This window comes from Streptomyces sp. RFCAC02 (assembly GCF_004193175.1).
Taxonomy (GTDB): Bacteria; Actinomycetota; Actinomycetes; order Streptomycetales; family Streptomycetaceae; genus Streptomyces.
Genome location: NZ_SAUH01000001.1, coordinates 3,011,781 through 3,032,448 on the forward strand (window position 1 = coordinate 3,011,781; position 20,668 = coordinate 3,032,448).

The 20,668-nt window shown below is 73.5% G+C and carries 24 protein-coding genes and 4 tRNA genes; 16 read left to right on the top strand and 12 right to left on the bottom strand.

Annotation, left to right across the window (positions count from 1 at the left end; translation table 11 throughout):
- The first annotated feature begins 117 nt into the window (after nt 1-117).
- The 8 genes from EMA09_RS14010 (at nt 118) to EMA09_RS14045 (ending at nt 4,419) form a co-directional block, all read left to right on the top strand.
- Nucleotides 118-669: a hypothetical protein gene (locus EMA09_RS14010; RefSeq protein WP_129841379.1), complete on the top strand. Its 552-nt coding sequence runs from the start codon at nt 118-120 to the stop codon at nt 667-669.
- Between the two features lie 58 nt (nt 670-727).
- A complete protein-coding gene (tadA, locus tag EMA09_RS14015; RefSeq protein WP_129844029.1) occupies nt 728-1,183 on the top strand; it encodes a tRNA adenosine(34) deaminase TadA in 456 nt (151 codons plus the stop codon).
- Nucleotides 1,184-1,220: 37 nt separating this feature from the next.
- Nucleotides 1,221-1,307, top strand: a tRNA-Ser gene (locus EMA09_RS14020).
- A 169-nt stretch (nt 1,308-1,476) separates the two neighbouring features.
- Nucleotides 1,477-1,719, top strand: coding sequence for a plasmid stabilization protein (locus tag EMA09_RS14025; protein ID WP_129841380.1), 243 nt, complete (start codon nt 1,477-1,479; stop codon nt 1,717-1,719).
- Nucleotides 1,716-2,153: a type II toxin-antitoxin system VapC family toxin gene (locus tag EMA09_RS14030; protein WP_129841381.1), complete on the top strand. Its 438-nt coding sequence runs from the start codon at nt 1,716-1,718 to the stop codon at nt 2,151-2,153. Before EMA09_RS14025 ends, EMA09_RS14030 begins: the two co-directional genes overlap by 4 nt.
- 126 nt (nt 2,154-2,279) lie before the next feature.
- Entirely contained in the window at nt 2,280-2,459 is a 180-nt protein-coding gene (locus EMA09_RS14035; protein ID WP_129841382.1) for a hypothetical protein, read from the top strand.
- Between the two features lie 91 nt (nt 2,460-2,550).
- Nucleotides 2,551-3,336, top strand: coding sequence for an RNA polymerase sigma factor SigF (locus EMA09_RS14040; RefSeq protein ID WP_129841383.1), 786 nt, complete (start codon nt 2,551-2,553; stop codon nt 3,334-3,336).
- A gap of 210 nt (nt 3,337-3,546) precedes the next feature.
- Complete coding sequence (locus EMA09_RS14045; protein ID WP_129841384.1) at nt 3,547-4,419, top strand: RNA polymerase sigma factor SigF; 873 nt, start codon at nt 3,547-3,549, stop codon at nt 4,417-4,419.
- Between the two features lie 45 nt (nt 4,420-4,464).
- Here the strand turns inward: EMA09_RS14045 and EMA09_RS14050 are convergent, their stop codons facing one another.
- A complete protein-coding gene (locus tag EMA09_RS14050) occupies nt 4,465-4,680 on the bottom strand; it encodes a hypothetical protein (protein ID WP_129841385.1) in 216 nt (71 codons plus the stop codon).
- 154 nt (nt 4,681-4,834) lie between these two features.
- Here EMA09_RS14050 and EMA09_RS14055 point away from each other — a divergent pair, with 154 nt between their 5' ends.
- The 3 genes from EMA09_RS14055 to EMA09_RS14065 all read left to right on the top strand — a co-directional run bounded on the left by EMA09_RS14055 (nt 4,835) and on the right by EMA09_RS14065 (nt 6,655).
- The gene (locus EMA09_RS14055; protein WP_129841386.1) at nt 4,835-5,296 is read left to right on the top strand and encodes a Rieske (2Fe-2S) protein; all 462 of its coding nucleotides are present in this window, start codon (nt 4,835-4,837) and stop codon (nt 5,294-5,296) included.
- 29 nt (nt 5,297-5,325) lie between these two features.
- Nucleotides 5,326-6,216, top strand: a complete 891-nt coding sequence (locus EMA09_RS14060) for a TIGR03620 family F420-dependent LLM class oxidoreductase (RefSeq protein ID WP_129841387.1) — start codon at nt 5,326-5,328, stop codon at nt 6,214-6,216.
- A gap of 199 nt (nt 6,217-6,415) precedes the next feature.
- The gene (locus EMA09_RS14065; RefSeq protein ID WP_206305947.1) at nt 6,416-6,655 is read left to right on the top strand and encodes a hypothetical protein; all 240 of its coding nucleotides are present in this window, start codon (nt 6,416-6,418) and stop codon (nt 6,653-6,655) included.
- A 55-nt stretch (nt 6,656-6,710) separates the two neighbouring features.
- Here EMA09_RS14065 and EMA09_RS14070 read toward each other — a convergent pair whose 3' ends face one another.
- From EMA09_RS14070 to EMA09_RS14080, 3 genes are all read right to left on the bottom strand, one after another.
- Nucleotides 6,711-7,013, bottom strand: a complete 303-nt coding sequence (locus EMA09_RS14070; protein ID WP_129841388.1) for a CPCC family cysteine-rich protein — start codon at nt 7,011-7,013, stop codon at nt 6,711-6,713.
- Between the two features lie 66 nt (nt 7,014-7,079).
- Nucleotides 7,080-7,152: transfer RNA gene (locus tag EMA09_RS14075), tRNA-Arg, on the bottom strand.
- Between the two features lie 156 nt (nt 7,153-7,308).
- A tRNA-Ser gene (locus tag EMA09_RS14080) sits at nt 7,309-7,398 on the bottom strand.
- A 186-nt stretch (nt 7,399-7,584) separates the two neighbouring features.
- Here EMA09_RS14080 and EMA09_RS14085 point away from each other — a divergent pair.
- Together EMA09_RS14085 and EMA09_RS14090 are read left to right on the top strand one after the other, a co-directional pair.
- Nucleotides 7,585-8,016 (top strand): SSI family serine proteinase inhibitor, encoded by a 432-nt coding sequence (locus tag EMA09_RS14085; protein ID WP_129841389.1) that lies wholly within the window; start codon nt 7,585-7,587, stop codon nt 8,014-8,016.
- A gap of 114 nt (nt 8,017-8,130) precedes the next feature.
- Nucleotides 8,131-11,328: a PAS domain-containing protein gene (locus EMA09_RS14090; RefSeq protein WP_129841390.1), complete on the top strand. Its 3,198-nt coding sequence runs from the start codon at nt 8,131-8,133 to the stop codon at nt 11,326-11,328.
- Here the strand turns inward: EMA09_RS14090 and EMA09_RS14095 are convergent.
- The 6 genes from EMA09_RS14095 to EMA09_RS14120 all read right to left on the bottom strand — a co-directional run bounded on the left by EMA09_RS14095 (nt 11,322) and on the right by EMA09_RS14120 (nt 16,626).
- Nucleotides 11,322-13,007, bottom strand: a complete 1,686-nt coding sequence (locus EMA09_RS14095) for a long-chain fatty acid--CoA ligase (RefSeq protein WP_129844031.1) — start codon at nt 13,005-13,007, stop codon at nt 11,322-11,324. The genes EMA09_RS14090 and EMA09_RS14095 overlap by 7 nt on opposite strands.
- Before the next feature lie 97 nt (nt 13,008-13,104).
- Nucleotides 13,105-13,677 (bottom strand): SigE family RNA polymerase sigma factor, encoded by a 573-nt coding sequence (locus EMA09_RS14100; protein ID WP_129841391.1) that lies wholly within the window; start codon nt 13,675-13,677, stop codon nt 13,105-13,107.
- A 146-nt stretch (nt 13,678-13,823) separates the two neighbouring features.
- Nucleotides 13,824-14,681, bottom strand: a complete 858-nt coding sequence (locus EMA09_RS14105; protein ID WP_129841392.1) for a DUF1906 domain-containing protein — start codon at nt 14,679-14,681, stop codon at nt 13,824-13,826.
- A gap of 223 nt (nt 14,682-14,904) precedes the next feature.
- Nucleotides 14,905-15,183 carry a hypothetical protein gene (locus EMA09_RS14110; protein ID WP_346655829.1) on the bottom strand — a complete coding sequence of 93 codons (279 nt, stop codon included), beginning with the start codon at nt 15,181-15,183 and terminating at the stop codon, nt 14,905-14,907.
- A gap of 197 nt (nt 15,184-15,380) precedes the next feature.
- Nucleotides 15,381-16,064 (bottom strand): hypothetical protein, encoded by a 684-nt coding sequence (locus EMA09_RS14115; RefSeq protein WP_129841394.1) that lies wholly within the window; start codon nt 16,062-16,064, stop codon nt 15,381-15,383.
- A complete protein-coding gene (locus tag EMA09_RS14120; protein ID WP_276324181.1) occupies nt 16,045-16,626 on the bottom strand; it encodes a sigma-70 family RNA polymerase sigma factor in 582 nt (193 codons plus the stop codon). Before EMA09_RS14120 ends, EMA09_RS14115 begins: the two co-directional genes overlap by 20 nt.
- A gap of 523 nt (nt 16,627-17,149) precedes the next feature.
- Here EMA09_RS14120 and EMA09_RS14125 point away from each other — a divergent pair.
- Entirely contained in the window at nt 17,150-17,428 is a 279-nt protein-coding gene (locus EMA09_RS14125) for a WGxxGxxG family protein (RefSeq protein ID WP_129841395.1), read from the top strand.
- 114 nt (nt 17,429-17,542) lie between these two features.
- On the opposite strand, the gene EMA09_RS14130 is transcribed toward EMA09_RS14125, so the two are convergent.
- Nucleotides 17,543-17,630 (bottom strand) — tRNA-Ser (locus tag EMA09_RS14130).
- Nucleotides 17,631-17,662: 32 nt separating this feature from the next.
- Entirely contained in the window at nt 17,663-19,042 is a 1,380-nt protein-coding gene (locus tag EMA09_RS14135) for a trypsin-like peptidase domain-containing protein (protein WP_346655830.1), read from the bottom strand.
- Between the two features lie 254 nt (nt 19,043-19,296).
- On the opposite strand from EMA09_RS14135, the gene EMA09_RS14140 reads away from it, so the two are divergent.
- Complete coding sequence (locus tag EMA09_RS14140) at nt 19,297-20,100, top strand: glycerophosphodiester phosphodiesterase (protein ID WP_129841396.1); 804 nt, start codon at nt 19,297-19,299, stop codon at nt 20,098-20,100.
- 172 nt (nt 20,101-20,272) lie between these two features.
- Complete coding sequence (locus EMA09_RS14145; RefSeq protein WP_129841397.1) at nt 20,273-20,665, top strand: ATP-binding protein; 393 nt, start codon at nt 20,273-20,275, stop codon at nt 20,663-20,665.
- Nucleotides 20,666-20,668 lie beyond the last annotated feature (3 nt).

Here is a 20,668-nt window from a genome sequence, read left to right on the forward strand (position 1 = left end):
GCACGACCGGCGTGACGCCGACGGACATTCCGTGGAGTCCTGCCGGGTTACCCGACAGGACATACCTTTTCTGCCACGATGCTCGTGGCACTGCCTAACCGAGTGGGGAGAGTCACGGTGTACTTCACCGCACTGCTCGCGCGGACCGATGATGGTTGGGAAGCGAGTGACACAGAACTCGACGACGTGGAGAGTCTCGACGAGCTGGCGGAGCTGGCCCGCGAGTCCGCTCCCGATGACGAGACCGTTCTCGTCTGCATCGAGCAGGAGGGCGCGTGGTTCGGCCTCGTCCGCGTGGACGGCGAGGACGATCCCCGCGTCTACGTCTCCGACGCCGCACGGGCCATGCGCAGCGCGTACGGCGAGATCCTGCTGACGGACGAGCTGACGGGCCGTGCGCCCGGCGACGACGACCTCCTGGACGGCCTCGCCGGCCTGCCGGAGGACGACGGCGAGGACGATGACGGCCTCGCCGCGGACGAGCCGGAGGACGCCGTGCCCGGCACCGGCGGCCAGGAGGCGGTGCCGCGCGGCCCGCTGGGCGACGCCGGGCTGCTGGCCGACCTCGGCATCGACGCGGCCACGGTGCGCCGGCTCACGCCCGACGACGCCCTCGGCTCGATCGCCGAAGCGCTGGGCTGCGCGGACGTGTTGGAGGCGGTCAGGTGACGTACAGCGGCGCCCGGTGACCGGCGCCGACCCGCTGCGCGACCCGTGGCGGCCGGCGATGCGCCGGGCGCTCGCGGGCGCCGCGGCGGCGGGCGCGGCGGGTGACGTCCCGGTGGGCGCCGTCCTCCTCGGCCCGGGCGGCGCCACGGGCGCCGTCCTCGCCGAGGCCCGCAACGAACGGGAGGCCGCCGGCGACCCGACGGCGCACGCCGAAGTGCTCGCGCTCCGCGCGGGCGCCGCACGCCTCGGCGCGTGGCGCCTGACCGGCTGCACCCTCGTGGTGACGCTTGAGCCGTGCACGATGTGCGCGGGCGCGGCCGTGCAGGCGCGGGTCGACCGGATCGTGTACGGGGCGCGCGACGAGAAGGCGGGCGCCGCCGGCTCGCTGTGGGACCTGGTGCGCGACCGCCGGCTGAACCACCGCCCCGAGGTGATCGGCTCGGTCCTGGCGGACGACTGCGGCCGCGTCCTGACGGACTTCTTCCGTTCCCCCGCCCGGGTGCGCGGCAACTGATTTCAACCCACGCCGCCCCGTGGGTTACGCTACCCCCGGTAGCGTGTCCGAGCGGCCGAAGGAGCTCGCCTCGAAAGCGAGTGTGGGGGCAACTCCACCGAGGGTTCAAATCCCTCCGCTACCGCTCTCAGACCCTCCCGGCCCGCGTCTCCGCGGGCCGGGAGGGTTTTCGCATGCGGGCGCATACCGCACTGCCGGACGGCGCGCAGGCCGGCCGCGCGATCCGCCTCGTATACGCACCCCCCGAAGACGAATGCGATGCTAGCATTGACAGCAATCCAGAAGGAGGTGGCATGGCGACTCTGACGATCCGAGGTCTGGACGATGCGACGCACGCGCGACTGCGCGTGCAGGCCGCACGGCACGGCCGGTCGATGGAGGCCGAGGTGCGCGCGATCCTCAGTGAGCAGCTCACCCCCAGCAGCCCCGCCCGCCCCTTGGGGTCCCGCATCCGCGAGCGGTTCGCCGGCCTCGGCGGAGCGGAGCTGGAAACGCCTGTCCGGCAGGATGCGCCGCGCCCGGCGGCCTTCGAATGATCGTCCTTGACACGAATATCCTGTCGGAGCTGATCAAACCGGTTCCGGAGCAGCGGGTCATCGACTGGCTCGACGACCTCGTGCCGGATGAGGTCGTGACGACCTCGGTGACTGCGGCGGAGCTGTGGTACGGGGTACGCCGACTGCCGGACGGCAGGCGCAGGTCCGAACTGGCGGAAGGCATCGACACGATGCTGTTCGAGGATCTCGGCGGGCGCATCGAGGTGTTCGACGCGGCTTCGGCCACCCGGTACGCGGACATCGCGCTGGCCCGGGAGAGGAGCGGTCGGCCGATCGCCACCGCCGACGCGCAGATCGCGGCGATCTGCGCCAGACGCAGGGCGACACTGGCCACCAGGAACGTCGAGGATTTCGAGGGCACCGGTGTCCTGCTCGTGAACCCCTGGGACGGTGCGGCGGCCACGCGTGGCTGACCGTGCACATCGCGGCGGAGCCGGTCCGCCGCGCGTTCCGCCCGGCGCACCCCGCGTGCTTCAATGAGCCCCCGTGCACCGGGCCGCCCGCCCGTGCACCCCGTCGGACCGAGTGAGGCGGCAGGCATGGACAGGATCTCCCCCGCGCGGCTCAGGAACGCCGGGCTGTTCGTCGTCGCCGTGGCCGTCCTGTACGGCGTGGTGTCCCAGCCGCAGCGGTCGGCCGAGTGCGTCGAGCTGGTGTTCGGCGGCGTGGCCGAGGCCGTCCGGGGTGTCGGCGACCTCGCCACCGATCCGCTTCCCTAACACGGCGCAGCCAGGTGCTTGCACACGGTCAATCCGTCCGGTGATGCTAGAGGTGCTTTTGCGGCTCGTGCACCGTTAGGGGTGGTCGGCAGTGGCGGTGACGCAGAACCGGGGCGCCAAGGCGCGCGCGCTGACCCGCGCGCTGTTCGAGCAGCTCGGCCGCCATGACGCCGGCACGGCGGCGCACGACCGGGTCCGGGGGGCGCTCATCGAGACGAACCTCCCCCTCGTCCACTACGCCGCGCTCCGCTTCCGCAGCCGCAATGAGCCGATGGAGGACATCGTCCAGGTCGGCACCATCGGACTGATCCACGCCATCGACCGCTTCGACCCCGCGCGCGGCGTGCAGTTCGCGACGTTCGCCCTGCCCACGATCGTGGGCGAGATCAGGCGTTACTTCCGCGACAGCGTGCGCACGGTGCATGTCCCCCGCAGGCTGCACGAGTTGTGGGCGCAGGTCTGCGCGACGGCCGAGGACCTCACCGTCGCGCTCGAACGCGCCCCCACCGCCGCCGAGATCGCGGAGCGGCTGAGCGTTCCGGAGGAGGAGGTCCTGGCCAGCGTGGACGCCGGCCGGGCGTACCGGGTGACCTCCATCGAGGCGGACGGTGAGCGGCAGGACGGCGGCGACCGGGCGATCGCCGACCGGCTCGGCTACGAGGACCCGGGCCTCGCCGGCGTGGAGCACCGGGCGCTCGTCCGGCATCTCCTGGTCCAACTCCCGGAGCGGGAACGGCGCATCCTCCTCATGCGTTATTACCGCAACCTGACCCAGTCCCAGATCAGCGCCGAGCTGGGCGTCTCGCAGATGCACGTGTCCCGACTGCTGGCCCGGAGCTTCACCCGCCTGCGGTCCGCAAATCCGATCGACTCCTGACTCCGACGAGTGACCCAACTCCGGGAACTTCCACACCAGCCGTGCCGTTTTATCGACATGAAGCTACGTCGCGTTGATGACATGTGACATTCTGTTGGAACCGCGTTTGCCGTGGCGGTCCCGCCGGTATCCACGAGAGGGCGCACTTCTCTCGTCCAGTACCGCCGGAAGCGCGCCGCCGCGACCCGTCCACGACCTCAAGGGGGTGGCATGTCCGTAGAACTGGGCAGCTCCAAGGTGCTCGCCACGACCGGCACGCCGCATGTTCCCGCGCCGCACGTACCCTCGTTGCCGCCAGACCTTCCCGCGGAGACCGACAACCTCGACACGCGCACCCTGTCCCGTTCACTGTTCCAGCGGCTGTCGGCGCTGGAGCCGGACAGTCCCGAGCGCGGCTATGTCCGGGACACCCTCATCGAGCTCAACCTGCCGCTCGTCCGTTACGCGGCGGCCCGCTTCCGCAGCAGGAACGAGCCGATGGAGGACATCGTCCAGGTCGGCACCATCGGACTGATCAAGGCCATCGACCGCTTCGACTGCGAACGCGGCGTGGAGTTCCCGACGTTCGCGATGCCGACGGTCGTCGGCGAGATCAAGCGCTTCTTCCGTGACACGTCCTGGTCGGTGCGCGTCCCGCGCCGGCTCCAGGAGCTGCGGCTCGCCCTCACCAAGGCGAGCGACGAGCTGTCCCAGCGCCTCGACCGTTCCCCCACCGTCGCCGAACTCGCCACCTGCCTCGGGGTGTCCGAGGAGGAGGTCGTGGACGGCCTCGCCGTGGGCAACGCGTACACCGCCTCCTCCCTCGACTCCCCCGCGCCCGAGGAGGACGGCGGCGAGGGCTCCCTCGCCGACCGCCTCGGATACGAGGACAGCGCCCTGGAGGGCGTGGAGTACCGCGAGTCCCTCAAGCCCCTGCTGGCCCGCCTGCCCGCCAGGGAGCGGCGCATCATCATGCTCCGCTTCTTCGGCAACATGACGCAGTCCCAGATCGGCGACGAGGTCGGCATCTCGCAGATGCATGTCTCGCGCCTCCTCACGCGGACCCTCGCGCAGTTGCGCGAGGGGCTCACCGCCGAGGAGTGACGGGGCCCGGACCGGCGGTACGAGCGCCCGCCGGTCCGGCGCGGTTCAGCCGAGTGCCAGGAAGGCCACGACGGCGATCACGACGATCGCCACCACGACGCCGATGATCAGCCCGGTTTTCGATCCGGACGACTGGGCCGGCGTCGCGGCGGGGCCGGCCTGCGGGGTGCCTCCGCCGTCGACGAACGCCTTGAACATCTGGGTGCTGCCGGCCGGGTCTGAATCCTGGGAACCGTACGGCTGTTGCTGGTTGTGCGCCATGCTTGCCGACCCTAGCGAATGCCCCCCGCGCCGGGACACCCCGACCCATGAACACCGCACGCTCCTTCCCGCCGCCCCGCACGCTCCCCGGCGCGTGCTGTCTCCCCGTGCGCCGGTCCGGGCACCCGGGGAGCCACTGATTCGTTCCCCCGGCATGCAAGCGTCCGACACCTCCTCCCAGCTCAGCGCACCCCGCACGGCTCCCGCGTCCCGCCGTGCCGTCCTGACGGCCTCCCTGGCCGTGCCGGCCGCGTCGGCGGGCGTCCTCGGCCTCAGCGCCTGCGACACCGGCGGCGACTCCACCGACCCCGGCGTCCGCCCGGGGGAGCGGCTCGCCGCCCTGGACGACGTCCCCGTCGGCGAGCCGACCTATGTCCGCACCGAGAGCGGCGGCGAGGCGTACGTCTACCGCTCCGACGACACGACCGTCGCCGCGTTCGGCACCATCTGCACCCACCAGGGCTGCTCGGTCCAGCCCGACGGCGCGGAACTGCGCTGCCCCTGCCACCAGTCGGTCTTCGACGCGGCCACCGGCGAGGTCGTCTCCGGCCCGGCGCCGTCCCCCCTCCCGGCCGTGCGGGTGACGATCGAGGGGGAGGAGATCGTGGCGGAATAACACGCCGCGCGGCACAGGTTCCGTCGTCCATGACCACAGCACTCACCGACACCATCGGCCGCGTCGGGATCTGGTCCGGCGCCCTGCGCGGCGACGACCCGGCCCGGCGCGGCGTCATCGCCGAGGCGGCCGCCGAGATCGAGGAGTTGGGTTACGGCGCCGTCTGGATCGGCGGCAGCCCGGCGCCGGTCCACGCCGTCCCGGTGCTCGCCGCCACGTCCCGCCTCACCGTCGCGACCGGGATCACCGGCATCTGGGACCGCCCGGCCGCCGACACCGCCCGGGCCTTCACGGAGGTGAACGCCTCGTACGGCGGCCGCTTCGTCCTCGGCATCGGCGCGAGCCACAGCGCGCTGCACAAGCAGTACCACCGCCCGTACTCGTCGATGGTCGCCTACCTCGACACGCTGGACGCCGCCGACAGCCCGGTCCCGGCCGACCGCCGCGTACTGGCGGCCCTCGGCCCGAAGATGCTGCGCCTCGCCCGCGACCGTTCGGCCGGCGCCCACCCGTACCTCGTCACGGCGGAGCACGTCGCCCAGGCCCGCGAGGAACTGGGCGACACCGCTCTCCTGGCGCCCGAGCTGAAGGTCGTGCTCGACCCCGACCTCGACGGCGCCCGCGCGACCGCGCGCGCCTATCTCACGCGCTACCTGGCCCTTCCCAACTACACGAACAATCTGCTGCGTCTCGGCTTCACCGAGGACGACTTCGCGTCCGGCGGCAGCGACCGGCTCCTCGACGCGGTCTACGGCCTCGGCGACGCGACGGCGATCCGCGCCGCGGTCGACCGGTTCCTCGACGCGGGCGCCGACCACGTGGCCGTCCAGGTCGTCAGTGACGGGCCGATGACCGACATCCCCCTCGCCGCGTACCGCACGCTGGCCGAGGCGCTGCCCCTCGGGGCCGCGACCGACTGATCGACTTGCCCCATCCCGGTGGCATATGCACGGGCGAATGAATCCGGCCGCACGGACATCACGGACAGGACAACCTCAAATTTCCCTCTGGAAGCGGGGCGCCGGTCGTTCGGCGCCCCGCCGGTCGGGCATGGTAGAGAAAGTGAAGCCGATCACACGGCACCGCACCAGCGTCCGTCACAGCGTTCGGAGCCCGGCCATGACCGACACCCCAGCACAGCCGGAGATAGGCACGATGGTCTACGACGCGTCGCACGACCGGATCGGCCGTGTCATGTCCTACCTGTCCGGCCACATCTGGCTGCGCCCGCCCGGCGGCGGCCGCGAGTGGACGGCCCTCCCCGACGAGGTCCGCCCGATCAGCGCCAGCGAGTCGCTCCGCCACCGCGTGGCGGAGGCGAACCGCCGGGCACGCCAGCAGCGCCACGCACTGTCCTGACCCACCCGGCCGGTCGCCAACGCCGCCGACCGGCCCCTGTCCACGACGTGCCAGTTCAGCTGTGTGGTCCATCCCCCCGCAGCGGGTGCTCCTCCGCGGTCGGCTCCCGGACCAGCGGAACACGCCGCTCGTCACACGCCCCGAAGGCAAGGAAGTTGGCCCGGGTACGGGAAAGGCTCAGCCGACCGTTCGGCCCTCCGCGCACACGCTCCGCGTCCTGATCGTCCTGCCCGTCGTCCTCCCAGAAGCACACGGGGCAGATCCCGTGCCCTCCCCGCTCGGCCAGAGTGAGAAAACCGCAGCAAGGACAGGCGTACGGCCCCTCACCGGCTCGCCGTCGGACATTGACGTACGGCATGGCCGCACCATAGCGCGGACGACAACGCAAAAGGCCCCGTCGATGATCGACAGGGCCTCCATGGTGTGCGCTCGGCAGGATTCGAACCTGCAACCTTCTGATCCGTAGTCAGATGCTCTATCCGTTAAGCTACGAGCGCCTGCCCCCTGGGGGGGCGTTGCGTGGACAACATTACATGACTCGTGGGCGAGCGTGAAATCCGTTCCCCGCACCCCGTCCGACCTGCGGTGATGTGGTTGTGAACGGCAGAAGCCCCGGCCGTGGGGCCGGGGCTTCGAGTGGCTCGTGTTCCCTGCGGAGGCTCCGGGATTTGAACCCGGGATGGGGGGTTACCCCAAACCGCATTAGCAGTGCGGCGCCATAGACCAGACTAGGCGAAGCCTCCTCGCACGGCAGCGCGGACGATGCGTGCGTGCAAATGATGCCACAGCCCGAACGGCGTCAGCCAATCGGATTCCACCCTACGGGCGTACACACGGTCCGTCGAGTTGCGCTCCGGTCGCGGAGGGGGAGCGTTGACAGGGAGAGCGAACCCGCTCACGCACCGTACACGCCCCCTTGGAGCACCCGCATGTCGCGCAAGACCATCGTCGCCGCCCTCGTCCTCGCCGCCTCCGCCGCGCTGCCGAGCCCCGCCGTCGCCGCCGCCGGGGCGGAGGAGGGGCCGTACCACCTGACGATCACCGTCAGCGGCGCCGGCGCGGAGCGGGACGGCACGTACGAGCTGACGTGCGAGCCCGCCGGCGGGACGCACCCCGACCCGGAGGCCGCGTGCGACGCGCTCCTCGCGGCCGACGCGCCGTTCACGGAGGAGAAGACCGGCACCAAGGAGGCCGCGCCCCTGTGCACCTACCTGTACGGCGGCCCCGCGACCGCGACCGTCCGGGGCGTGTGGGACGGCCGGGCGGTCGACGCGTCGTACCGCAGGACCAACGGCTGCGAGATCGCCCGGTGGGACGCGCTCGTCCCCGTCCTGCCCAGCATGGCGTCCGAACAGTCCTGAGCTGCGAGTTTCGAACGGACCCGTGCGCCCGGCGCCACTGGCCGTAGACTCCCTTCGTGACACGCACGGGGTCCGTGCACCTGAATCACGTGGGTCAAGGGAGGAACCGACGTCGTGAGCAGCAGGCCAGCGAGAGGCGCTGCTCGCCTCGCCGCCATACTCGACGCACTTCCCGACGCGCTGTTGCTCGTGAACGGCAACGGCACCGTCGTGAACGCCAACGCCATCGCCGTGGAGACCCTGGAGGCTCCGGGCGCCCCCCTCATCGGTCGTGGACTGCTCGACATCGTCCCGGACTTCGACCCACGGCGGATTCCGGGCTCGATGCGCCGGCCCGAGGAGGACCCCAGTGTCAGGACCAGGCCGACCCGGATGATCGCCCGGCGGACGGACGGGAGTGCGCTCCAGGTCGAGGTGACCAGCGCGGGGCTCGACTCGGGCCGCGCCCCGTACGCTTCGGCCATCGAGGCGGCGTTCGCGGACGACTACGCCGGGGAGGAACTGCTCGTCCTCATCATCCGCGACCTCTCCGGGACGCTCGACACCGAAGCCGAACTGGTGCGCCAGCAGCGGCAGACGGAGATGATCCTGCGCGCCGCGTCCGAGGGGGTCGTGGGCGTCGACACGGCCGGGCGCATCGTCCTCGTGAACCCGGCCGCCGCCCAGATCCTCGGGCATCGCGCCAGCCAGCTCGGCGGTCAGGAACTCCACCCGCTCGCACAGCACTCGCGCGCCGACGGCACGCCGCTGTCGTTCGAGGAGACGCCGCTGCACGACACGCTGTCGTCCGGCCGCAAGCACCGGGTGCGCGGACAGGTCCTGTGGACGAAGGACGGGCAGGCCATCCCCGTCGACCTGACGACCGCGCCCGTCCGGGACGGTGACCAACTCGTGGGCGCCGTCCTCGCGTTCACGGACCGGCGGCCGATGGACGCGCTGGCGGCCCGGCACGCGCAACTGCTGTCCGTGCTGCGCGACGGCCTGCGGGGGCCGCTGGAGCAGCTCCGCGGCGAGCTGTCGGCCCTGGCGGCCGACCCCGCGGGCCAGTTGTGGCCCGAGGCCAACCAGGTGCTGCACCATCTCGCCGCCGGCTACACGCGGATGACCACCCTCGTGGACAACGTGCTGAGCTACCAGCGGCTCGACGAGGGCCGCGAGAAGCTGTCGGTGAAACGGGTCTCGCTGGACGCCGTCGTGTCGGCTGGCGTCGAGGGGGCGACGGAGCTGATCGGCCCGGGGCGGGCGCAGTTCGCCGTGCACGCGCCGCCGATCGAGGCCGAGGTGGACCCGGACCGGCTCGCGCAGGCCCTCGCGCACCTGGTGGCGGACGTCGCCGGGGTCGACGCGACGGGCCGGGCGGCGTCCGGCGCCGGTGCCGCGGGCGACTCGACGATCGTCGTGGCGGCCGCGCAGCGCGGAGACGTCGTACGGATCGAGGTGCGCGGCCCGTACCCCGGCGGAGACCCGGTGCACGAGCCGATCGTGCGGGGGATCGTGCGGCAGCACGGCGGCGTGCTCCAGACGCACGAGGTCGGGGGCGCCTCCGCGTACGTGCTGGAGGTGCCGGTGCTGTCGGGCGGCGGCGCGGTGTCGGCCGCCCCGGCGACGCGCGACGCGAGCGGCGACACGACGGTGATGCCCGTCCCGGCGCAGCCCGCCCGAGGGACGGCGCAGGAGCCCGCGCGGAAGCCGGCCGCGGAGATCGAGCCGGTGCAGGCGACGCCGACCGGACGGCGGCGGCGCGCGGGCCGGCCGGCCGACGAGGGGCACGGGACGGGTTCGACGCCGGTGCCGGAGGCGGCGTTCGCGCCGTCCGGTGACACCGGTGAGACGGCGGCTGGCCACGGGCGGCGGCGCCGTGCCCTCGGTCCCGCCGACGCGCAGGGCAACGGCCCCGCGCCCGTCCCCGACGAGATGTCCGACGCCACACCGCCCGGCGGCGTCGAGACGGATGCCCGGCCGACGGGCCGCAGGCGCCGGAGGCAGGCCGAGCCCGTGGCCGAGGTGCCCGCCGCCGCGCCGGAGCAGCAGGCGCCGGAGGCACAGCAGCCGCAGGAGGAGCCGCCGCCCGTCGAGCACTCCGTGGTCGCGGCGAGCCCGATCCTGGACGGGAGCGCGCCGCCGCCGATGGCGCCCGCGCGTCAGCCGCGCGCGCTGCCGATGCCGGGCAGCGACCGCGCCCGGTCGGACGCGACGCTGCCCGGGGTGAGTGTGCAGACGCTGGGTCAGGGCGTCCCGGTGGCCCCGCTGCCGGAGCGGCGCCCGGCGCCGCCCGGTGTGCCGTCGCCCGCGCCGCCCGCGCAGGCGCCCGTACCGCAGGCCCAGCCGACACGGCGCAGGAAGCTGGCGACACCGCCGGCCGAGGATCCGCGTCCCGAGCAGCCCGCGCTGCCCGCGCGGCCGGTGCCGGGAGCGGCGCAGGCCGGCCCCGCGGCCGGTACGCAGGGCCGGGGGCGGCAGTACACGATCGGTGCGCCGGCCGCGGGCGCCGCGGAGGGACCCGAGCCCCTGGACGGGCCGAACGGCGCGGTCGAGGTCACCGACGGCCGGGCCCTCGTCCCGGCCCGCCCGCAGGCCGACGACGAGCTGCCGCCCGAGCCCCTGGACAACCCGCGCCGGCTCCTGGTGTGGCCGGAGCCCGACCCGTCGACGCAGCACGCCCTCACCGAGCGCGGCTACCGGCCCGTCATCGTGCACTCCCGCGAGGAGGTCGACGCGCAGATCGCCGCGTACCCGGCGGCGCTGTTCGTGGACCCGCTGACGGGGCCGATCACGCGGACGGCGCTCCAGTCGCTGCGCGCGGCCGCGGTGGCGGCCGAGGTCCCGGTGCTGGTGACGGCCGGGCTCGGCCAGGCGAGCCGGGAGGCGGCGTACGGGGCGGACCCGGCCGTGCTGCTGAAGGCCCTCGCGCCGCGCGACAGCGAGCAGCACCCGCCCCGGGTCCTGCTGGTGGAGGAGCAGCCGGAGATCGCCACGGCGCTCGCGGCCTCGCTTGAGCGGCGGGGCATGCAGGCCGCGCACGCCGCGAGCGACGCGGACGCGATGGAGGTCGCCTCGCAGATCCGGCCGAACCTCGTCGTCATGGACCTGAACCAGGTGCGCCGCCGCCGCGCGGGCATCATCGACTGGCTCCGCGTCAACGGACTGCTGCACCGGACGCCCTTCGTCGTCTACACGGCGGCGGAGAGCGACCCGGCGCAGCTCGCGTCCCTCGCGTCGGGGGAGACGGTGCTGTTCCTCGCCGAGCGGTCCACGAACCCGGAGGTGCAGGAGCGGATCGTCGATCTGCTGACGAAGATCGGGGCTCACTGACCCCCGGCCGAGGGGCGGGGGAGCGTGGTGACGTCGAGGTCGCCGGCGGCGTGGCGGGCGCGCAGCAGCTTCTTGTCGAACTTGCCGACGCTCGTCTTCGGCACCTCGGCGATGACGGTCCAGTGGTCCGGGAGCTGCCAGCGCGGCACGCGGTCGGCGAGGTGGTCGCGCAGGGCGGTGAAGCCGGGGTGGGCGGGGCCGTCGGCCGCGAGCACGACGGCGGCCAGGGGGCGTTCGCCCCAGCGTGCGTCGGGGATGGCGACGACGGCCGCCTCGGCGACGGCGGGGTGGGCCATGAGGTGGTTCTCCAGGGCGACGGACGATATCCACTCGCCGCCGGACTTGATGACGTCCTTCGCGCGGTCGGTGAGGGTGAGGTAGCCGTCCGGGGAGACGGTGCCGACGTCGCCGGTGCGCAGCCAGCCGTCCGGTGTGAACGTCTCGGCGGGGCGGAGGGGTTCGCGGCCCGCGCCGCCGAAGTAGGAGCCGGCGATCCAGGGACCGCGTACCTCCAGCTCGCCGGCGGACACGCCGTCCCAGGGGAGGGCGGTGCCGTCGGGTCCGGTGATGCGGGCCTCGACGCCGGCGGGGAACCGGCCCTGGGTCAGGCGGTACGGCCACTCCTCGTCGGGGGTGAGGCCGCCGGGCGGGCGGGCGACGGCGCCGAGGGGCGACGTCTCGGTCATGCCCCAGGCCTGTTCGACGCGTACGCCGTGCTGTTCCTCGAACGCCTTCATCAGTGCGGGTGGACAGGCGGAGCCGCCGATGGTGACGCGGTCGAGGGAGGAGATGTCGCGGGGGCGGGCGGCCAGTTCGGCGATGAGGCCCTGCCAGAGGGTGGGGACGGCCGCCGCGTGGGTGGGGCGTTCGGCGGCGATCATGGCGGCGAGGGCGTCGGGCCGCAGGAAGCGGTCGGGCAGCAGGAGGCCGACCCCCGACATGAACGCGGCGTGCGGCAGCCCCCACGCCAGCACGTGGAACATCGGCACGATCGGCATCGTGGCGTCGCCGGTGCCGAGCGGCATGGCCTCGGCCATGTTGACCTGCATCGAGTGCAGGTAGATGGAACGGTGTGTGTAGACGGTGCCCTTGGGGTCGCCGGTGGTGCCGGAGGTGTAGCAGAGGGCGGCCGCGCTGCGTTCGTCGAGGTCGGGCCAGTCGTACGTGGTGGGGCGGTCGGCGATGAGGTCCTCGTAGTCGTGCACGGCAGCCGTCGTACCGCTCGCCGCGAGGGCGGCACGGTCGCCCGGTCCGGAGACGACGAGGTGCTCGACGTCCGGCAGCGCGGGGAGCAGCGGCGCGATGAGGGGGATGACGCTGCCGTCGAGGATGATCACGCGGTCCGCGGCGTGGCGGATGGTCCACGCGAGCTGGGCCGGCGGCAGGCGGAGGTTGAGGGTGTGGAGGACGGCGCCCATGGAGGGGAGCGCCCAGTACGCCTCGACGTGCTCGGCGTTGTTCCACATGAGGGTGCCGACGACGCTGTCGCTGCGGACCCCGAGGTCGTCGTGGAGCGCGTGGGCGAGCTGGGCCGCCCGGGCACCCGCCTCGGCGAAGGTGCGGCGCCGCGGCGGGGCGTCACCGGCCCAGGTGGTGATGGTGGACCGGGCGTGGATCGTCGTACCGTGCCGCAGGATGCGGCTCACGAGTAGGGGGATGTCCTGCATCGTGCCGAGCACCATGGCCTCCCACGGGGGACGAGTGCGACGCGTGTGCCGGTGATTGTGGTGGCTCGGTGGCGTCTTGGCCAGATGCGCGGCAGGGGCGCGCGAGGAGTCAGGCGGCCATGGTGTGGCGGGCGCGGGCGGCGGCGGGCGCGGGGGCGCGCAGCACACCGCTCAGGTCGGAGTCCTCGCGCAGCTTGGCGAGGGCGCGGGACACGGCGCTCTTGACCGTGCCGACCGAGACGCCGAGGAGTTCCGCGGTCGCCGCCTCGCTCATGTCCTCGTAGTACCGGAGGACGACCATGGCGCGCTGGCGCTCCGGCAGCTTCACTATGGCCCGCCACATCGCGTCGCGGACGGCCTGCTGCTCGGCCGGGTCCGGCCGGGGGTCACGGTCCGGCTCGGGCAGCTCGTCCACGGCGTACTCGTCGACGCGGCGCTTGCGCCACTGGGAGGTGCGGGTGTTGATCAGCGCGCGGCGGACGTAGCCGTCGAGGGCGCGGTGGTCCTCTATGCGCTCCCAGGCGAGGTAGGTCTTGGTCAGGGCGGTCTGGAGGAGGTCCTCGGCGTCGGACGGGTTGGCCGTCAGCGAACGGGCCGTCCGCAGCAGAATCGGGCCGCGCTCCCGGACGTAGGAGGTGAAGGTCGGTGGTGGCGCCTTCGGAGCCGCGGTGGGCGTGGTCATGTACTACAAATTAGGCGCCGGCCCCCCTCGGGCGGATCGGCCACAGGTCTCGATGACGCATCCGCCCCAGGGTGGAGAGGTGGCGCGGGCCCCACCTCCCGTGGGTGGACGGGGGTGGATGCGCACCCTCAGTGCGGCTCAGGGATTCACCTGAGGACGGCGACGGGAGCGTGGACCAGGTTGCGGTCGATGGCGAGGCGGTGCCCGCCGTGGGTCTCGGTGACGTCGCCCGCGTACTGGTGGATGCGGCGGTGCGGCTGCCACGCGGCGGGGTCGAGGGACGGCTCGGCGTCCAGGTCGGGGACGGCGTCCCAGCGGGCGAACCACAGGACGTCGGGCAGGTCCACGGCGCCGTCGGCGCGTGCGGCCTCCATGTGCGCGATGCCGGACTCGGCGCTGGAGTAGAAACCGGGGATCCAGCCCTCCGCGCGCAGGGCGCGGCTGAACCCCTGGACGTACGCGAGGGTCGTCCGCGCGCAGGAGGTGTCGAGGTGGTCGTAGTCCTCGATGTCGAGGTAGACGGGGCTGCCGGGGGCGAGCCCGAGGTCCTCGGCGGCGGCGATGGCGTCGGCGGCTTCCTCGACACCCTGCTGCCAGGGGCGGTCGGCGTCGATGGAGACGGCGGCCTTCGCGTCGTCGCGGACGCAGGGGGACTGCGAGCCGACGTAGAGCGGCAGGAGTTTCCAGCCCATTTCGGAGACGTCGCCGACCCAGTCGGGGGTGAGGTTGGTCTGCGTGGGGCAGGCGCGGCCCCGGCCGCCGATGTAGACGCCGACGGCGCGGTAGGGCGAGGAGAGCCAGGCGCCCATGGTGGACAGGGACGGGGCCTCGCAGGTGTCGAACGCGGATCCCTCGTAGATCTCGGCGCCCTGCTCGGTGAGGTCGCTGTCCATGAGGGTGGGGGCGGGCAGCGGACGCGGGTCGTCGGCGGCCTGGGCGGTGGCCGGGGTCGCCAGCAGGGCCGTCAGCAACAGGGCCAGCAGAGTGTGATGGGCATATCGCATGAGAATGAGTGAAGGCCGCGGGGGCGGCGCGCGGCGGGGCGACACTCCCCGGGGGGTGCGCCGGTTCAGCCGGACGGCGCACGGCCCGGCGCGCGTTCGGGCGGCAGCGTTGTTCCGACGGACATACGACCGCGCGGGTCGCACCTGTCGGTGCGGCCCGCGCGGCTGACCCTGCCGGTGCGGAGTGCGGACGACGTACCCCGGAACGTCACCGCACGGCGGACTACCGACCGAAGCCGTCGATGAAGACCAGCACGTTGCTGTCCGACTGGTCGATGAACCCGAGGCCATTGACGCTGGCGGAGTTGCTCTCGTTGGTGGCACCGGGGCCGACCGCCGACTGCTGGGTGATGGTGGAGTTGCCGTTCAGGTTGTTGGCGGTGTCACCGGCGATGACGTTGCCACTGATGGCGTCCACGCTGTCGGCCTGGGCGACCCCCGCCAGGGCACCGACGACGAACGGCGCGGCGGCCAGGATCGTGAGGGCGCGAGCGGTGCGCATGCTAACCATGTCAATTCCTCCGTGGAATCGGACGCGATCCGGTCGGGATCGGACGGATGGTGTGGCTCGGCAGGTGGCCTGTCTGCCGCGGACGGAACACGACGTCGCGAGACCAGAGTTGCCCACCGGATCACCCGGCTACCACCCGTACCGCCCGGATTCGCTCGCACGAATGACGGCGGCCGTTCAAACCTCCGTCAGGCCACGGATCGATCCGTCAGCCGCTCGATCCGCTGGGCGAAGTCCGCACAGGGAAGCGGGAGTTCTATCTCGTCGACGAACTGGACGGCGTCCGGGACGGAGTCGACGGCGGCCGCCGCCGCGTCCGTCAGGCAGGAGTGGTCGCCGTGCAGCAGCGCGAGCACCCGCAGCACCAGCGCGGGGTCGCTCCCGTCGGCCGGCTCGCCGTCCGGCGGGAACCCGGGCGTGTGCTCCGGATCGGCCTGCCGCCGCCACAGCTCGGCCTCCCACTCCTCGCCCAGCGCGAGGTGGTGGAGGTAGAGGCAGTACGCGGCGGGGGCGTCGCCGGCACCGGCGGCGAACTGCCACCAGAAGCGCGCGCTGTCCTCCCGGCCGGCGAGCTGGAGCACGCAGCCCAGCACGCGCGCCCCCTCCGGCTGCGGTATGCGCCCCCCGACGAGCGCCCCCATGTGTTCCAGGGCGCCGTCCTTGTCGACGACCGTCCGGCACAGGGTGGCCAGCTGGCCGCCGACGCTGCCGGGCAGCGGCTCGGGGCGGCGGGCCGCGCACTCCTGCCCGGCCGCGGCGATCCGGGCGGCGATCCGGCGTTCGGCCGCCTCGAGCTCGGCCGTGGTGTAGCTGGGGAGCGGACGGGCCAGGACGGCCCGGGCCAGCAGCTCCTCAACGGTCGGTGCCGTCATCGGCGCCCTCCTTCTCCGGACGGCCGAGGCCGAGCAGCTCCTTGAGGCGGTGCTGCGCGTACCGGGCGGTGGACCGCACGCCGGGCACGGTGAGACCGAGGATGTCGGCGGTCTCCTCGGCGCTGTACCCGACGCAGTAGTGCAGGACGATGACGTCGTGCTGGCGTTCGGGAAGCTCCCGGATGGCCTGGTGCAGCGAGATGCTGTCGGCCAGTTCGCCGACGGGGTCGACGGCGGTGCGCAGCGCGACGGTCTCGAACGCGGCGGTGTCCACGACGGCGGCCCGCCGGCCGAGGCGCCCAGCCTCGTCCAGCGTGCACTGCTTGAGGACGCTCCAGGCGTACCCGGTGGGACTGTCGAGGCGCAGGACGTCGGCCCACTCGGCGGCCAGCCGCTCGAACGCGCGGTCGGCCGTGGCCTCGGCCGCGTCGCGGTGACCGAGGTGCAGCTCGGCCCAGCGGACGTAGGCGGGCCGGTACATCTGGTGGAAGGCGCGGAGATCCGCGGGAAGGGAGATCAGAGGACTCACACCGTTGCGTCGCGCGGGGGAGGCATCGTTCACAGGACGTCCTCCCCGGGGCGGCCGGTCACGCGTATGCGCGGCACCCGGCCCGGGACACCGTACCCGCCGGTCTGCTCGTTCACGGACCTCCTGGTCCTCTCGTCGCCGCCGGCGCCGACCGTGCGGCCGGACCGAACTCCTCTACGAGAAAAGCTTCTCAGGTCGGTACGACATCGCCAAACCACCCGGAAGCACCGAAGCGGCGCCTGATCGCCGGAGATCGCCGCCACCTGCGGTTTCCCGGCGCGGGCGGCGCAGTGTGATCTGCGTCCGCCGGGCCGCGCACCGGGGTGCCGGCCGCCGGCCGTCACGTCCGGTACCCGGCCGCACACGGGCCGGCGGCCCGGTCGGGTCACCCATTCGCCGTAACGCGCCCGACAGCCGGAGAAGCCTTGCCGCAGACGGCGTACACCGCCGTCGGGGGACTTGCGCGCCCGTCGGAGTTGCACGGCGCTCCGGTGGCGGCGGACATGGACACAGGACCCAACCACGGGTCGTCTGGAGGAGGAGACCAATGCGTCGCATGACTACAGGTGCCGTCCTTACCGCCGCTCTTCTCGCGGGACCCGCCGCGGTCACCGCGGAGGCGCACACACCGGAGACGGCCCCGGCCGTCGCCGCGCAGACCATGGAGAGCCAGGCCCAGGACGACAACGACGACGGCGGGGGCGGCGGCTGGGGGCTCTGGGGCCTGCTCGGCCTGTTCGGCCTGCTGGGCCTCATCCCTCGTGGGAAGAAGAAGCACGACACGGGCGGCACGCGCGGTACGGGGACCGGTGGCTACACCACCGATCGCCCCTGAACCGCAGCGATCCCCCGGAACCGGGCCGGGCACGGGCCGGCACGGGGAAGCAGAACGAGGGCGGCCTCCGACCGAATCCGCTCGGGTCGGAGGCCGCCCTCACTGCTCATCGCGCGGAGGCGGTGGGATTTGAACCCACGGTGAGGGGTTGCCTCACGACGGTTTTCAAGACCGTTCCCTTCGGCCGCTCGGGCACGCCTCCCGGGCGCACCCGCACAGCCTAGCGGTTGTCCGTCAGTCGCCCTCGCGCTGGCCGAGGACGATGGTCGTCGTGTGCTCCTCGCCGTCGCGCTCGTAGGTCAGCTCGACGGAGTCGCCCGGTTCGTAGGTCCAGATCTGGCTGATCAGAGTGGGGCCGCTGTCGATCGCGCGGCCGCCGAACTCGGTGATCACGTCGCCCGCCTGCAGCCCTGCCTCGGCGGCGGGGCCGCCCGGGGTCACCGGCTCGGTGCCGTCGCCCGTCCGCTCGACGATCTGGGCACCCGCGGTCTGCTGCGTCTGGCCGCTGTTCACCGAGGCGCCGATGATCGGGTAGATGGGCTCGCCGCCCTCGATCAGGTCCTCGGCGACCCGCTTCGCCTGGTTGATGGGGATGGCGAAGCCGAGGCCGATGCTGCCGGCCTCCGTCATGCCGTCGCCGGTGGAGCGGATGGCCGAGTTGATGCCGATGACCTCGCCGTCCGCGTTCAGCAGGGGGCCGCCGGAGTTGCCCGGGTTGATGGAGGCGTCCGTCTGGAGGGCGTTCATGTAGGAGGCGCTGGTGCCGGTGGCGTCGCTGGAGGCGACCGGGCGGTCCTTCGCGCTGATGATGCCGGTGGTGACCGTGCCCGAGAGGCCGAACGGCGCGCCGATCGCGATCGTCGCGTCGCCGACGGCCATGGCGTCGGAGTCGCCGAGCGGCAGGGGCGTGAGTTCGCGGCCGTTCAGGTCGGTGAGGCGGATGACGGCCACGTCGTAGCCCTCGGCGCGGCCGACGACCTCGGCGTTGTACGTCTCGCCGTCGGAGAAGGTGACGGTGAGGGTGCCGCCGTCGGCGGCGGAGGCGACGACGTGGTTGTTGGTCAGGATGTGGCCGTCCTCGTCGTAGACGAAGCCGGTGCCGGTGCTGCCCTCGGTCGCGGTGCCGGCCTCGATGGTGACGACGCTGGGCAGCGCGGCGTCCGCTATCCCGGCGACGGAGTCCGGCGGGCGGGCGGCCGGGCCGTCCTCCGAGCCCTGGTTCAGGGCGGCGGACGAGGCGGACGTCCCGTCGTCGTCCGCGACGAGATAGCCGACGCCGCCGCCGACACCACCGGCGACGAGCGCGGCCACGAGGGTGGCGATCACGAGGCCGTTGCGCCGCTTGCGCCGGGGCGCCGGCTCGGGGAACGCCGACCACGGCGCGGCGGGCGGTGGCATGCCGGGACCCGCCGCGTCGGCGGGCGGCAGGGCCGGCGGCGGCGCTGCCGGGGCCGGCCCGGCGGGCAGCGCGCGGAGCACGGTGGTCCCCGGCGCCTCCTGCGGCTCGGCGGGCGGCGGCGCCTGATGTCCGGCGGGGGGAGCCGGGGGTGCGTACGGCGAGGGCGGTTGCTGCCCCTGCGGTGCCGCCGGCGGGGCGGCGGGGGGCTGCGCCACGGGAGGCCCTGCGGGGGGAACCGCCGGAGGCTGGGGTGACCGTGCGGCGGGGTCCGCGGGACCGCCGCCCACCGGCGCGCCGGTCGCGGGACCGTCCGGCCGGCCGGCGCGCTCTTCCTCGGTGCTCACAGCTGACTCCTCGGGTGCACGACGAATAGGCGTCCAGTGTTGCCCATGCTCTGTCAGACGGGCATAAACCCGCGGCAGGGCCACCGATCGGCGGCGCGTCGTCCCGCCCGTGGCACCATGACGCGATGGGAGCCGACCGCAACCGCCCGCCCCGCCCCCAGGTCGTCGCGCACCGCGGCTCGTCCGAGGACGCACCGGAACACAGCCTCGCCGCCTACCGCAGGGCCATCGAGGACGGCGCCGACGCGCTCGAGTGCGACGTCCGTCTCACCGCCGACGGCCACCTGGTGTGCGTCCACGACCGCAGGGTCGACCGGACGTCCAACGGCCGCGGCGCCGTCTCCGCCCTCGAACTCGCCGACCTGGCGGAGCTGGACTTCGGCTCCTGGCGCACCCCCGCGGGCGCCGAGGCCCCCGACACCGCCGATCCCGAACGCACCACCGTCCTCACGCTGGAGCGCCTGCTGCGGCTCGTCGCCGAGGCGGACAGGCCGGTCGGGCTCGCCATCGAGACGAAGCACCCGACGCGCTGGGCCGGACGGGTCGAGGAACGGCTGCTCGACGCGCTGGCGCGCCACCCCTTGCCGGGCGAGGTGCGGGTGATGTCGTTCTCGGCCCGCTCGCTGCACCGCGTTCGGCAGACCGCGCCGGACATACCGACCGTGTTCCTCATGCAGTTCCTGCTGCCCGTGCACCGCACGGGCCGGCTGCCGGACGGCGTGCGCGTCGCCGGGCCGGCCATCCGTGTCCTGCGCCGCGACCCCGGGTACGTCGAGCGCGCCCACCGCGCGGGCAACCGCGTCCACGTGTGGACCGTCGACGAGCCGGCCGACGTGGAACTGTGCGCGGACCTGGGCGTGGACGCCATCATCACGAACCGCCCCCGCGCCGTCCGTGAGCAGCTCGCCCGCCGGTCCCCCGCCGGGTGAGCGCGCGCGCCCCGGCGCACACGGCGCACACCGCCGGTCACGTCCGCGTCAACAGGTCGTCCGGCCCCGGTTTCCTGGCCACCCGCCGAGGGCACCAATCACTTGGCGTGGGGCTGAGGAGGTTGCGGGGGTGGCGTTGGTGGTCACACGACAGGTACCGACGTCGACATCCATGACGGTGCTGCACGGCCCGTCCGGCATCGCGGCGGCCCGGCGCCGGCTGCGCGCGGAACTGCGCGACAGCGGCACACCCGATTCCGTCGTCGACGACGCCGCGCTCGTCCTGTCCGAACTCCTGAGCAACGCGTGGCGGCACGCGCGTCCGCTGCCGAGCGGCGACGGTGTACGGGCCGCGTGGTCGCGGGAGAGCGACGGCGCCGTGACGGTCGCGGTCACGGACGGCGGCGGTCCGACGCGGCCCCGCCCGGCGACCCCGTCGGTCACCGCGCGCGGCGGCCGTGGTCTCACGATCATCGGCACGCTGGCCCGTGCCTGGGGCGTGCGGGAGGCCGAGGGCGCGGGGACGGTGACGGTGTGGGCGGTGCTCGGCACGCCCCCGGCGTAGGCA

Excerpts from the sequence above, each read along its gene's own strand:
- EMA09_RS14070 (WP_129841388.1), bottom strand. The coding sequence starts at position 7,013 with ATGCCGTACGTCAATGTCCGACGGCGAGCCGGTGAGGGGCCGTACGCC.
- EMA09_RS14030 (WP_129841381.1), top strand. The coding sequence starts at position 1,716 with ATGATCGTCCTTGACACGAATATCCTGTCGGAGCTGATCAAACCGGTT.
- EMA09_RS14060 (WP_129841387.1), top strand. The coding sequence starts at position 5,326 with ATGACCACAGCACTCACCGACACCATCGGCCGCGTCGGGATCTGGTCC.
- EMA09_RS14055 (WP_129841386.1), top strand. The coding sequence starts at position 4,835 with ATGCAAGCGTCCGACACCTCCTCCCAGCTCAGCGCACCCCGCACGGCT.
- EMA09_RS14065 (WP_206305947.1), top strand. The coding sequence starts at position 6,416 with ATGACCGACACCCCAGCACAGCCGGAGATAGGCACGATGGTCTACGAC.
- EMA09_RS14115 (WP_129841394.1), bottom strand. The coding sequence starts at position 16,064 with ATGACGGCACCGACCGTTGAGGAGCTGCTGGCCCGGGCCGTCCTGGCC.
- EMA09_RS14105 (WP_129841392.1), bottom strand. The coding sequence starts at position 14,681 with ATGCGATATGCCCATCACACTCTGCTGGCCCTGTTGCTGACGGCCCTG.
- EMA09_RS14110 (WP_346655829.1), bottom strand. The coding sequence starts at position 15,183 with ATGCGCACCGCTCGCGCCCTCACGATCCTGGCCGCCGCGCCGTTCGTC.
- EMA09_RS14025 (WP_129841380.1), top strand. The coding sequence starts at position 1,477 with ATGGCGACTCTGACGATCCGAGGTCTGGACGATGCGACGCACGCGCGA.
- EMA09_RS14140 (WP_129841396.1), top strand. The coding sequence starts at position 19,297 with ATGGGAGCCGACCGCAACCGCCCGCCCCGCCCCCAGGTCGTCGCGCAC.
- EMA09_RS14050 (WP_129841385.1), bottom strand. The coding sequence starts at position 4,680 with ATGGCGCACAACCAGCAACAGCCGTACGGTTCCCAGGATTCAGACCCG.
- EMA09_RS14145 (WP_129841397.1), top strand. The coding sequence starts at position 20,273 with ATGACGGTGCTGCACGGCCCGTCCGGCATCGCGGCGGCCCGGCGCCGG.
- EMA09_RS14045 (WP_129841384.1), top strand. The coding sequence starts at position 3,547 with ATGTCCGTAGAACTGGGCAGCTCCAAGGTGCTCGCCACGACCGGCACG.
- EMA09_RS14100 (WP_129841391.1), bottom strand. The coding sequence starts at position 13,677 with ATGACCACGCCCACCGCGGCTCCGAAGGCGCCACCACCGACCTTCACC.
- EMA09_RS14125 (WP_129841395.1), top strand. The coding sequence starts at position 17,150 with ATGACTACAGGTGCCGTCCTTACCGCCGCTCTTCTCGCGGGACCCGCC.
- EMA09_RS14085 (WP_129841389.1), top strand. The coding sequence starts at position 7,585 with ATGTCGCGCAAGACCATCGTCGCCGCCCTCGTCCTCGCCGCCTCCGCC.
- EMA09_RS14035 (WP_129841382.1), top strand. The coding sequence starts at position 2,280 with ATGGACAGGATCTCCCCCGCGCGGCTCAGGAACGCCGGGCTGTTCGTC.
- tadA (WP_129844029.1), top strand. The coding sequence starts at position 728 with ATGCGCCGGGCGCTCGCGGGCGCCGCGGCGGCGGGCGCGGCGGGTGAC.